At 55.2% G+C, this 13,440-nt stretch carries 5 protein-coding genes; 4 read left to right on the forward strand and 1 reads right to left on the reverse strand.

Going from position 1 to position 13,440, the window contains the following annotated elements:
* Positions 1 to 30: 30 nt before the first annotated feature.
* The 4 genes from CFLAV_RS01745 to CFLAV_RS01760 are packed head-to-tail and all read left to right on the forward strand — an operon-like array spanning position 31 to position 7,057.
* Entirely contained in the window at positions 31 to 1,623 is a 1,593-nt protein-coding gene (locus CFLAV_RS01745; RefSeq protein ID WP_007412868.1) for a sugar porter family MFS transporter, read from the forward strand.
* A complete protein-coding gene (locus tag CFLAV_RS01750; protein ID WP_007412869.1) occupies positions 1,596 to 2,951 on the forward strand; it encodes a glycoside hydrolase family 2 TIM barrel-domain containing protein in 1,356 nt (451 codons plus the stop codon). Before CFLAV_RS01745 ends, CFLAV_RS01750 begins: the two co-directional genes overlap by 28 nt.
* Positions 2,948 to 6,439 (forward strand): 1,3-beta-D-glucan phosphorylase, GH149 family, encoded by a 3,492-nt coding sequence (locus tag CFLAV_RS01755; protein WP_007412870.1) that lies wholly within the window; start codon positions 2,948 to 2,950, stop codon positions 6,437 to 6,439. The genes CFLAV_RS01750 and CFLAV_RS01755 overlap by 4 nt, the downstream gene beginning before the upstream one ends.
* Before the next feature lie 27 nt (positions 6,440 to 6,466).
* On the forward strand, positions 6,467 to 7,057 hold the full coding sequence (locus CFLAV_RS01760; protein WP_007412871.1) for a hypothetical protein: 591 nt from the start codon (positions 6,467 to 6,469) through the stop codon (positions 7,055 to 7,057).
* Positions 7,058 to 7,413: 356 nt separating this feature from the next.
* Here CFLAV_RS01760 and CFLAV_RS33615 read toward each other — a convergent pair whose 3' ends face one another.
* Positions 7,414 to 13,347: a pectate lyase-like domain-containing protein gene (locus CFLAV_RS33615; RefSeq protein WP_007412872.1), complete on the reverse strand. Its 5,934-nt coding sequence runs from the start codon at positions 13,345 to 13,347 to the stop codon at positions 7,414 to 7,416.
* Positions 13,348 to 13,440 lie beyond the last annotated feature (93 nt).

The raw sequence follows: 13,440 nt of genomic DNA on the forward strand, positions 1-13,440 counted from the left end.
GACCAAGGGATTAACGCGATCATTCAACATATGAAACAAGGCAAATTTTATACCATTGCGATCGCGCTCATTGTGGCGGTTGGAGGATTCCTGCTCGGCTTTGACGCCACGGTGATTTCCGGCGCAGTGCCATTCATCAAGAAATATTTTTCGCTGGTTGGTACCAGCGGTGATTTGAAACTGGGATGGGCTGTGAGTTGCCTTGGATGGGGTGCGCTTGGCGGAAATGCCCTCGCCGGTTTTTTAAGCGACGCCTATGGTCGTAAAAAAATACTCATGCTGACGGCGGTCTTGTTCACTGTTTCCGCCCTGCTTTCGGCCCTGACGTCAGATTTTACCGTCTTCGTCCTGTCGCGGATTCTCGGCGGAATTGCCGTGGGTGGCGCCATACTCATTGCGCCAGTTTACATTGCTGAAATTGCCCCCTCGAAATTGCGCGGCAGCCTGGTCTCGTTCAACCAGTTGATGATCGTGATTGGTATCTCAGCCTCGTTCTTTTCCAACTATTTTCTCCTGAGCCTCGGGGAAAATTGCTGGCGCTGGATGCTGGGTGTCGAAGCTGTCCCGGCTGCTCTTTATCTTGTATTGCTATTCTTCGTGCCGGAAAGTCCGCGTTGGCTGTTCGGCAAAGGATGCGAAGATCAGGCACAGAAAATCTTCACCAAGGTAGCTGGCCCGGAGCACGCGGCCGACGAAATCCGCAGCATCCGCCAGAATGCGTCGGAACAGGTGGCCGGTGTAGGCGTCAGCGCGTTGTTCAGCCGAAAAATGCGGTTTGTCATGCTGATCGCATTGACGATTGCATTCTTCCAGCAGATCACCGGTATCAACGCAGTTTTCTATTATTTGCCAACCATTTTTTCGCACACGGGAGGCGGTACAAACGCAGCGTTCAAACAAGCCGTGCTCGTGGGCCTGGTCAACTTGGGCATGACCTTTGTGGCGATCAAGTGGATTGACCGGTTGGGCCGCAAACCGCTGCTCGTGATGGGCACCGCCGGCATGGCCATTTCCTTGTTGACCTGCGCCGGGGCATTTCACAATTCCAATTATCAATTGACTGACAAATCGTTCGCCGTTTTAAGCGACAATAAAGTTCCGGCCGAATTGATCAATAATCTTCAAAAGTTGGAACCGAAGGTGTTCGCCACGGACAAGGAATTTCTTGCGGACCTGGACACGAAGCTGGGCGCAGAGCGGCTTGCCCCTTACCACGATGCCTTGGCCACCGCCGGGTTAAACATTCGCGCTTCACTCGTGCTGTATGCCATTATCGGGTTCGTGGCATCATTTGCCATTTCGCTGGGGCCGGTGATGTGGGTGCTTTTGTCGGAAATCTTTCCCAACGCTTATCGTGGCGCAGCGATTTCCGTCGTCGGCTTTTGGAACTCGGTCATCAGCGCCTCGGTCACGATGATCTTCCCATGGGAACTGACGCACTTCGGAGCGTCCGGAACGTTTCTCGGCTACGGCCTGCTGGCCTTGGCAGCGTTGGTGTTCGTGTTGTTTGCCATTCCTGAAACCAAGGGCAAATCGCTGGAGGAATTGGAGCAACTGCTCGTACGCCAGGAACCTTCGCCCAAAAAATCAAATTTATGGACTCCCGAAAAATTGTCTCACTGAAATTTCTGCCGGTCTTGCTGTTTGGCGCCATGTTTGCAGGCACCTGCCTGGCGCACGCTGACAGCAAGTCTGCGGGGCCTGCCAAGGTGGAAGTCCGCAAGACGGATAGCCGCTGGCAGCTTTATGTGAACCGGCAACCGTTTTACATCAAGGGTGCCGGACTGGAGTTTGGCGATCAGGAAAGGCTCGCGGCGGCTGGCGGGAATTCCTTCCGCACCTGGCGCACAGACAATGGCCGCGAGACAGGGCAACAAATTTTGGATCGCGCAAGGAAAAACGGATTGTATGTCACGATGGGACTCGACCTTTCGCGCGAACGGCATGGCTTTGATTATTCGGACACGAAAGCCGTCGCCAAACAGCTCGCCAACATCAAGGCCCAGGTGCTCAAATTCAAGGATCATCCAGCGCTGCTCATGTGGGACATCGGCAACGAGCTGAATTTGAACTCAAAAAATCCGAAAGTCTGGGATGCCGTGAACGATATCTCCAAAATGATTCATCAGGTCGATCCAAACCATCCCACCACCACGTCGCTGGCAGGCATCAGTAAAGGCTTGATAGACCAAATCAAAGTCCATGCGCCGGATCTGGATCTTTTGTGCGTCCAGTCTTACGCCGACATTGTAAATCTGCCGCGCCAGCTTCGGGACAGTGGCTGGGATGGCCCGTATGCCGTCACCGAGTGGGGCGCCACTGGGCATTGGGAATGCGGCAAGACCGGCTGGGGTGCCCCCATTGAGGAAAATAGTTCGATAAAGGCGGATGCCTACCGCAAGCGCTATGAAACCGCCATCGCCTCGGACACGAAAAACTGTCTCGGCTCCTACGTTTTCCTCTGGGGACAAAAACAGGAACGTACGCCGACCTGGTATGGCATGTTTCTCCCGTCCGACGAGGCAACGGAAACCGTGGATGTGATGCAGTATCTTTGGACCGGAGTCTGGCCGGAGTTCCGTAGCCCGCAATTGAAAGGTTTTTGGTTGGATGAAAAAACTGCCGGTCAGAATGTTCGCCTCACTGCCGGCCAGGGTTACGCGGCAAAGGTCCTGGTGCAATCTCCCGCGGATGCGACGCTGACTTATGTCTGGGAAGTCATGGAAGAAAGCAGCGCGCAATCCGTCGGCGGCGATTCTGAAGTCCAACCACGGCGTCTGCCTGGTCTCGTTTCCTCGAAGTCTTCCGGCTCGGCGCAACTGAAGGCTCCGGAGAAGACCGGCGCTTACCGCCTTTTCGTTTATGCGCTCGACAGCCATGGGAAGGCTGCCTACGCGAACATTCCGTTTTTTGTTGACGCCGGGACTTCCTCGGTTGCCGCGAAACCATGATCAACGGCCCTCCCGTCATCGGATGCAAACTCATTTTCTCGGCAGCAATCCCGGTCCGGTCCGGCACGGAAAAAGTAGAAGGCCGACAGGTCGTGGTGGACGGCGAGGAATTCTATTGCATCTCGAATTCTGATCAGATGCGCCCGTTCTTTTTGAGCATCGTGAGCAGCGCGGATCACTGGATGTTCATCTCCAGTAATGGTGCGCTAACCGCCGGCCGACGCCATCCCGACCTCGCACTGTTTCCGTATTACACCGACGACAAAATCCACGACGCGGTGGAAATCACCGGCTCCAAAACCATCATCATCGTTGAGCGTGGCGGCAAAAAATATCTGTGGGAACCGTTTTTTGAACGCGGACGCGGCATTTACCAGGCAGAGCGCAACCTGTACAAAAATTTTCCGGGCAACAAAATCATTTTTGAGGAAATTAATGAAGACCTCGGCCTGACCTTCCGCAATGGCTGGGCCAGCAGCGGGCAATTTGGCTGGGTGCGTCAATCGTCGGTGGCCAGTTCCGCCGCCGGCATTGTCAAAGTGCACTTGGTGGATGGCATGCAAAATTTGTTGCCCTGCGGTATTGGCAGCCAGTTTCAACTCGAAAAAAGCACGCTCATTGACGCTTACAAAAAAAACGAGCTGCTCCCGGAGTCTGGTCTGGGACTTTTTCTGTTGAGCTCGATTCCCGTGGATCGGCCGGAGCCTGCAGAATCGCTGCGTGCCACCACGGTTTGGTCAGCCGGAATTCCCCGCCGCAACGTATTATTGTCTTCCGTTCAACTTGAAAAGTTCCGCCAAGGTCTGCCGCTAAAGACCGAAATCGATGTCCGTGGGGAACGTGGCGCATACTTTATCGAATCGGAATTCTCTTTGCGCTCCGGGCAATCTCGCCATTGGATGATCGTTGCAGATGTGGATCAGGGGCCGTCACAGGTCGCCAATCTTCGCAGGCTCCTGCGTTCGCCGGTCCGGTTGCAAAAAAAGATTGAGGCCGACATCGCGCAGGGCACGCAAGAGCTCTGGCGGATCGTGGCTTGTGGCGACGGGCTGCAAAAATCAGCGCGTCCGCTCGGCGACGCCCGTCATTTTAACAACGTCCTCTTCAACGTGATGCGCGGCGGGGTGTTTTTAGACGGCTACCAGATTGACCTCGCAGATCTATTTTCGTTTGTTCACCACGCAAATTCATCCGTGGCCACACGGCACGGTACATTGTTTCGCAAGCTCGGCAAAACGGCCTCGCGCACTCACGTGCTCGCGCTCGCCCGAGAGTCCGCCGACGCCAATCTGGAACGGCTTTGCCAGGAATACTTGCCGCTCACGTTTAGTCGGCGGCACGGCGATCCCAGTCGTCCGTGGAACCGCTTTTCCATTACCCCGCGCGGTGCGGATGGTCGGCGGGTTTTGAATTACGAGGGCAACTGGCGCGATATTTTTCAAAACTGGGAGGCGCTGGCGGTCTCCTTTCCGGGCTTTGTATCCGGCATGGTATGCAAATTCGTGAACGCCTCGACAGCGGATGGCTACAATCCTTACCGCATCACTCGCGATGGATTTGATTGGGAAGTACACGACCCGCACGACCCATGGTCGCACATCGGCTACTGGGGCGATCATCAGATCATTTATCTATTGAAGCTGCTGGAAATATTGGAGCGGCACGAACCGGAGGTGCTGCGCGATTTTCTCACGCGTGATATTTTTGCCTTCGCCAATGTTCCTTACAAAATAAAACCCTACGCGCAACTGCTGGAAAATCCGCGCGACACGGTGGACTTTGATTCTGAGATGGACCAACTCACGCGGCAGCGCGTTGGTGAGATTGGCGCGGATGGAAAACTGGTTTGGGACAAAAATGATTGCGTTCGGCACGTGAACCTGACTGAAAAGCTGCTCATCCCGCTGCTTGCGAAATTTGGCAACTTCATTCCGGGCGCGGGCATCTGGCTGAACACGCAGCGACCGGAATGGAACGACGCCAACAACGCGCTCGTGGGCAATGGCGTTTCGATGGTGACACTGTATCAACTCCGCAGGCATCTGGCGTTTTGCCGGGAACTGTTCCTGTCTTTCGAGGCCAGCGAAGTTGATTTGTCCGCAGAAGTGGCAGATTGGTTTTCGGCGACCCTGACGATTCTGAAACGGCATCGCCAGGCGAAGATCGGCGACAGCGAACGTCGTAAAATGCTCGATGCACTGGGTCGCGCGGCGGGAAATTATCGCCGGCAAATTTACTCGGATGGTTTTTCCGGGTTGAAAATTGCGGCGACTAAAGACCAATTGCTTGGATTTCTTGACGTGGCGCTAACCTTGATTGATGAGTCCATCCGCGCGAACCTTCGGGCGGACGGGCTTTACCACTCCTACAACCTCGTTGAGTTGGGCAACCGCACCGGCATTCCTGTGCGGCGGTTGTCCGAAATGCTCGAAGGTCAGGCCGCTATTTTAGGCGCTAATATTCTCACAGCCAAAGAGTCGCTCGATTTGCTCACGGCACTAAAACGCAGCCCGGTTTACCGCGCGGATCAGAAATCCTATCTCCTCTATCCCGACCGCAGTCTGCCGCGGTTTGTCGAGAAGAACAATCTCCCGGCGGTATCGGTCGCGCGTCTGCAACTGCTCAAGCGATTGCTGGCGGATGGCAACCGACAGTTGGTTGAACGCGATGTCTCCGGCGTTTGCCATTTCCAGCCGCGCATCACCAATGCGGGCGACGTGAAGGCCATCTTGAAGCAGCTTGCCGTCGGCGGTTACGCGAGTCTGGTGAAACGCGAGTCGGCGCAGGTGTTGGAACTGTTTGAGAAAATGTTCGACCATCGTTCGTTCACCGGGCGCTCGGGAACTTTTTTCGGCTACGAAGGCTTGGGCTGCATTTACTGGCACATGGTTTCCAAGCTGCTGCTCGCCACGCAGGAATCTTTTTTCCGTGCCGACGCGACGCCGTTCGCCGGGAGGTTGGCGGCATGTTATCGCGACATCCGCGCCGGCATTGGTGATTTCAAGACGCCGGAAAATTATGGGGCGTTTCCGATGGACCCGTATTCGCACACACCCGCGCAATCCGGTGCGCGTCAACCGGGACTGACCGGGCAGGTCAAGGAAGACATCCTCTGCCGGTTCGGAGAACTGGGCCTGAGCGTTCGTGAGGGCCGCATTCACTTCGCGCCACAACTGCTGCGCCAGGAAGAATTTCTCCTATCTGCTGCTACCTTCACTTATTTAGACGTTGGCGGTAACGTGTGCAAACTCCGGCTTGAACCCGGCACGCTCGCCTTCACCTATTGCCAGGTTCCTGTGGTGTATCAGCTCACGGAAAATCCGTTCCTGGCGATTGAATTTACCAACGGCCAAAAGCACAGGCAGGTGGAGTTAAGCCTGGATGAAAAAAGGAGCCGTACCATTTTTGAGCGCACTGGTGCCATCAAATCAATTATTTGTGGCCTGAGTTCCGCCCAGATACCAAACTCAACAGTGGGGCGAGACTAGGAGAAAAGCACAAAACGTCATAAGGTTATGCGAAAAAAATACAGTTTGATTTACATCGTGGTCGCCGGTCTTTGCGCCAGTGATCATGCAGCAGACGTTTCTACAGAGAAGGGAGTGCCGCTGCCATTCATCGTTTACGATGAAAAAGATAGCACGAACAATCATTACATTGCCTCCGGCTGGATGGGTAATACCAAGGGCACAAAGGTGGACGACGGCTGCACTAACGTCCCGCATGGTGGTAAGACCTGTTTGCGTTGTGATTACAATGCGCCTGACGAATGGGTCGGCGTCGTCTGGCAGCATCCCGCCAATGACTGGGGCGACCAGCCCGAGTGCTGGAATCTTACTGGTGCCAAAAAACTCACGTTTTGGGCGCGCGGCGAAAACGGCGGTGAGATCGTGAATTTCAAATTCGGCATTCTGGGGGCCGACAAGAAATTTCCTGATAGCGCGGGGGGCGAACTTGATGACGTCAAACTCACGAAGGACTGGAAGGAATATAGCATTGATCTGACCGGCAAAGACCTAAGCCGCATTAAAACGGGTTTCGTCTGGTCGCTTGTCGGTCAAAGTAAACCGGTCACTTTCTATCTCGACGACATTCGATTTGAATAGGCCTGGAGCCTGGAATTTTCACGAGACGCAGGAATATGTGAAATTGAAACCACACCGCAGAATTTTGACATCGCAGTCCAACTAAGCTGGGCGTTTGTCCCTTAAATCTGGAGTACAAGTTGCATTTTGGCTCATCATACGAATCAGCCGGGTGGGTCTAAAGACAAGAGCCGCCCGAATGGTCAAATCACCCTCGATTCGTGATCTCCCTTCGTCCAACAAGAGTTCAAGGGATTTACGAGGTCAATATTTCCAAACGCGGCGAGCGATTGCGCTGGAAGGATGCCGGGGGTAACCCCACCACGAGAAAACTCGTAAAACATGCGGATCAGCCGCTAAAATAACAGGTCGTTCGGTTAAAAGGATCCGACGCGATAGAAGCGGTTGGTTGAAAACGTTGAATCCTTGAGCGTTTGTTGAACGTCATTTCCACCGATGGGATCGCCGACATTTGACCAAGCTGGATCGGTCAGCGCGTTCTTGTATTGGAGTTGATAAGAATGCCATGACTCGCTTGGGAATGTGACTGATGTATCAGAGCCCGTGGCGGCTGCGCCGATGTTGAATGTCGGGTTGAGCCGAAGGGAGCCAGTCTTTGCGGTTCCGCCGAAACCTGGACCCAGGAGGGTGGCTCCGGTGCCATTAATGATGTGATCAAATGAGGAGGTCCCGCCAGCGCTCGTATTTCCCGCGATGTAAACCGTGATCGCATTATGGAAGTTCACTTGTTGTGAATTCGTTGGAGATTCAATCGCGTTAAAGCAACTGATGTTTGTGCAGTCAATAAACACCGCATAGATACCCAGGCCGTATGCCTGGTGGCTGGTGACCTGGTCCGCGACCTTGTAGGATGCATATCCATTAACCCCGTCATGGGACCAGGCAGATTGGGAAGGCGGATCATACGGCAATTCGGATTGGTAAAAATAAAGCCGTCCCCAATTGCCATTCCAAAGGGTTTGATACTGTTCCTGGTGTTCGACAAAGAGTCCATACATGGTTGCGCGGTCCCCGTTGACGATTAGCCCGTTGTTACAGGCGTTCTGTGTCCAATTGACACCAGCACCATGATCCGCCCGCCAAAGCCAGAGATTGTCGCCAACGACATCATTCGCGTCGATTTGCAGACAACTCAACGTGGAGCCAGCCGTCGCGCCGCCTACCCGCATGGAGATGTCATAAAGGAAGAGAGGATCAGTTGAATGATTCAGGGTGCTGGCGCCAGAGCCTACCTTTAACAACGTGGTGGACTGCACGGGGCCAGCGTCGAACAACAACCCGCCCACTTTTACGCCATCCACATCGGATATTACGAGAGCAGGAGTTCCGGTTTGCGGAACGAGTGTCGGGTAGCCAAGTCCCAGCACGATGGTGTGAGGTTTTGTTACGTTTAGGCTGGCGCTCAAATTATAGACCCCGGGCGTAAGGATAAGGTTCAATCCGGAGCTCAGGGCAGCGTTGATACTGGCAGCGGTATCGGAATCGGAATGCGCAACATAGAACTGGCTGATGGGAATCGAACTGCCCGGAGTAGGACCAGAGGCCCAGGTCGTTCCGAAGCTGTTGGTTTGAAGGGCGGGAACCATGACCTGGTAAATGCCGTTGCTATCGCAGTAAAGGTACGGTTTCTCAGCGATGACTGGCGTGTTTGTGATCACGGTATAGACCTTGGTGGGCCAGACTCCCGCTGGTGGATTGGAGACGCCGACGAATACCATGTTCCAGACTCCTCCGGACCAATTACCAAACGCGTCATTTCGGGAGAGCCATTGTTGCTGGGCGATGGAACTGATGGTGGTATCGACTTTTGAATCGGCCAGGAAGCCGCCGCTGGCAAAGTTTCCATCGGTGTGATTGGCGAGATCAACTTCGCCGTGGACATGCATGCGCCGGAACGAAGTGCCCTGGGAAACGGCCCATATCACTGTATTGTCGCTATTGGTGGGAACGACACCAATGTTTGCCGCGGACCGCCAGAAATTCACCGTCGCATTTTCATTCACCAGAACTCCATCTGAATAGAGGTCCCCAAAGATTGTGACATCATCCGGTGACTGGCCCAAACCAATCACCTCAGTGTAATAACCGAGCGGGATATCCAGATTGTTGTATTGCCCCGGCTTGAACATAATGGCGGTGCGTTGCGGGCCGAACTGGTTATATTTCTGCGCAGCATAAACGGCTGTGATCTGATTTTGAATGTTGGTCATTGTCGGATCGAAGATCAGTACGTTTGGCCCGAAGTCCGGCACTGAACTGACGATGACCGTGCGCGTGAGTGTACCGGGCGTGCCATCGGCAGTTGTGGCCGAGTAGGTCACGGAATAAGTTCCCGCCACGGCCGTGTTCACAGGGTTATTTGAACTCACGTCCAAACTGGCCTGCGCGCATAGATCGAAAGCCGTGGCGCCCGCATCCACATAAGGATTGTTCAGCAACAGATCGACCGGGTCGGCGCCATTGAGCCTCATGACCGGCGGCGCTGTATGCAGGACGGAAGTGATCGTCGCCGTATTGGTCTCGGAGTTGTACGCGTTCTGAGCAATGAGCGTGTAAATTCCGACGCTGGCATCCGCGGGTGCGGTCAGGGTGTAGCTGGAATTGGTAGCTCCGGGAATCGCGTTCGAGTTGTTGTCGTACCACTGGTACGTGATAGGCGGGAGGCCACTGACGGAGGTGGTGAAAGTGACGTTGCTGCCGCATTGAGGAGTCGATGACGTCGAGGTAATGAGGAGGTGCTTCAGAGGCGGATCGACGACCACAACCGAGCGGATCTGACTGCCCGCAGTGCCAGCACCGGTCACCGCGGAGTACGTTATGGTGTAATTGCCTTCGACGCTGGTATTAACGGTGCCGGAGGTAGTGACTGCCAGATTGCCGCCGGCGCAAGCATCGTAGGCAGTCGCGCCAGGATCTGAGTATGTGCTGTTGAGCGCGATCAGCATGGGATTGGATCCATTAAGGACGATGACCGGTGGAGCAGTATCGATTGCGACCAGAACCACGGAATTGCTGGCGATGCTGACCGGACTGGTCGCCACCACCCAGTATGTGCCGCTGTTCGAAGGATGTGTGTTTGTGAGGACAAGCGTGGTGTCAGTGGCACCTGGAATCGGTTGGAGAGAGGGATCGTACCACTGATAACTCGTCCCGCCTGGCGCTGGTGAAACGGTAAACGTTGCCGAATCGCCACAGTTGTTCGTGAGGACGGCTGGCGAAACGGCCAGGCCAACAGTCAGTTGGAGGTTCTGACCGTTCACCGCTAATTGCGGCACAGACCCTGCGGCAACTCCCTGGCCAGTGATGGTAGGCATCGGGAGCAATCCATTGACTGTAAAACCATTCGTGGCGGTCACCAGAGTGTAGGTGCCCGTGGGTAATGGTGCGCCGGTTACGTTGACTGTGATGGGATTGCCATTGAGGGTCACGCTGCCTTGAACGGTAAGCTTCGCGACCGTAACGCTATTCGAATTGGCATTTCCCACAGCGGTAAAAGCGAGTTGAGCGCCGGGGGCAAGGACTATCGCCGAACCCTTCGCCGCAATTGTGGCTGTACCGGTGCCGTTGGTTCCGCCTGCGAGAGTCTGGCCGCCGGATACTGTGAATGGAGCAACCGCTGAAATGTCGAACGTCACGCCCGAAGCAAGCGCGATGGCTGCGGAATTGGCAATGGAGCTGTTGGTGTTGATGGTGAGCTTGCCACCATTGACTTTTGTAACGCCGGTGTAGGTATTGGTGCCGTTGAACGTGACCGCTGCGTTGCTGTTCAGGATCAACCCTCCGCTGCCTGTAATGGCACCGTTGAATTTCTCGCCTGCGTTGCCGCTTTGGCCGTTGATCGTCAGCGTACGCCCCGCGTTATCGAGGTTTCCCGCCAAAGTCAAAGTGAAGGCACTTGAAGTCCACTTCCAAGTCTGGTCAGCGCTCAATGCAACATTGTTATTGAGTGTTAAACTATGAACGGCGGAAGATCCATCGAGGCCTCCCGTGCCAAGCGTCAGTGTGTGACCACCGCTGGTATCGGTAACAGTCACGGCGCCATTCCCACTATAGACCAGTCCATACCAGGATGCGCTCGCGCCGATATCAACTGTGCCCCCAGAGGAATTGGTGTCCCACGCGCCGACTCCATCGAAGGCAGGCGGGCCAGCCGGGCCTGCACCGCCTGGCGTAGCCGTCCAACTGGTGGCCAGGTTCAACGTCGCAGTGTTATTCAGTTTGTAGAAGGTCTTGGGCGGAACGTCGAACAGGCTGCTTTGGACAGGGCTGAAGCCGGAGACGTTGGCGGTGAGGTATAGCGCTGAGGAGACTTGGGAAATCGAAAGGTCGTTAAAAATGGCCTTTCCTGTGGAGTCTGTCGCCTGCGGGTTAGTCCCTGAAAGTGTCCCTGCGCTTGACGCCAGTGTGACGGTAGAGCCACTCTGCGGAACCGGGTTGCTAAAATCGTCAGCAATTTGAACAACGACGGCGGGGAATGTCAGACCCACTGGGGTGGTCACGGGCTGAGAAGTGAAAGCAATATGCGTGGCGGGTCCTGCCAGGAAAGTCACAGTGGGTTGCGCATTGATGACCGTCCCATCCACGGTGACAGTAATTATTTTGGTTCCGGCCACAGTGGAGGTGAGCGTGGCGGTGAGTTGACCGTTAGTATCAGTGATTGAGTCCGGTTGCGCGAGCACATTGCCCGAACCACTCACGGCCAGCACGACGGTCTTCCCGGGCAAAAGATTTCCGCTCCCGTCTTTCGCCGACACGATGATGATGGAAGATGAGAGTCCGTTCGCGACCAGCCCTGTGTTGGGGTTGGCGGCCGCGGTCGAATTAAAGGCGCTCACGCCTTGGGATGTAAAGGTGACCGTGGGCTGGGCATTGATCTGCGTGGAACCAATCGTGACCGTGATCGTCTTAGTTTCCGCCTCGGTGGAAGTCAGCGTTGCTGTGGTCCGGCCGTTCACGTCAGTCGCGGCGGGAGTGGAAACCGAATTGCCTGATCCGCTCACGCTTAATGACACCGTTTGGCCAGGGAGCGCATGACCGTAATCGTCCATTGCCGTAACGGTGATGGTTGAGGCAGTGGCGCCATCCGCAGCGGCAGTCGTCGGGTTGGCAACTGCGGTGGAGGCGGTGCCACTCACGGGACCCAGAACGAAGTTGACCGACAGGGAGCTTGAATTTGTAGCCGTGCCGATCGTGGCGATTGAAGTGCCGCCCAACTTGGCCGTTATTTTTGCGGTAGTCGGAGTAGTGGAGGACGTCAACGTCGCCTGATACGTTCCGTTCCCATTGTCTGTGGTGGGGCTCAGCATACCGGCGGCGGTGGCGAAAGTCACCGTTGCTCCACCGGTGGTGAGGTTGACGCCGTTAAGGTCGCGAGCCTGCATCTTAACTATGGTGGTGCTCACTCCATCGGCGACGATTGAGGCAGAGCTGGCAGTGGTCATCAAAGAATGTGGTGCACTGGCGATTCCTGGTTGGTTGCTCGCAGGTACAGCCTGCGGCCAGGTGGTGCCGATCCGGACTTCGTCCCACTTCTCACCGAAGCTACTGTCGCTGCCGCGGTATGAAATTGTGAAGTCCGCGATGAGCGCCAGGTTATATGTGTTCGTAACCGTTGCGTCAGAGGCAGGGGCGGTGGCGGCGCCGTAACTGGCACTCGCCGGATTGACCCATAGATCAACGACATCGTGGCTGCCCGGGTGGAAGGTGTAGCGGACAACGATCAGAACAGTGGTATTTAACGGAGTCGCGGCGCTCTCAAATCGCGCGCCGGTCGCAGTGGTGGAACCGGAATTGATTCCGATGTGGCCTGTGTGATCCATGATGAGGGCCAGACCTGCCTGCGCCGGAACAGGCGCGCTGGAACTGGTTCCGATATTGGTGGAGTCGAGGAAGCCAATGACCGCAGAACTCGAGGCGGGGTACGCTGTCTCCTGGTACAGGAACGAAAGATAAACCGCGTTTCCTTCCACGCTGCTTTGGCTGGTGAATTGAGTGCCGGCGAATCTTGTTCCGGCGGTTGCGCCAAAAACACTGTTTCCAGCAGACGGAGCAAATCCAGCTAATGTGAGGCTGTTAAGGGCCGTCTGAATATTTGCAGTGGAGAAGCAGGTTTCCCAGACAGTTGATGAGGCGGGGGCGAGGCCAGTCGCCTGATTATAATCGAAACTATCATAGAACGGTAAAGTCTGGATTACTTGTGCGGCTGGCGCGCTCGCGCCGAAAAGGAGCAACGTGGCCGATGCAAGGGCACTACTGGCCCAACCGAGCATTTTCTTAATTTGCAGTTTCATATAGCTAAATTACGTGCCGTGAGGGTGAGCCGAGATACTACACGGTTAGACATTGTGAGTTCATCCCTATTTCGAGGGGGACGCACGAAAGGC

Origin of the sequence: Pedosphaera parvula Ellin514 (assembly GCF_000172555.1) — a bacterium.
GTDB lineage: Bacteria > Verrucomicrobiota > Verrucomicrobiia > Limisphaerales > Pedosphaeraceae > Pedosphaera.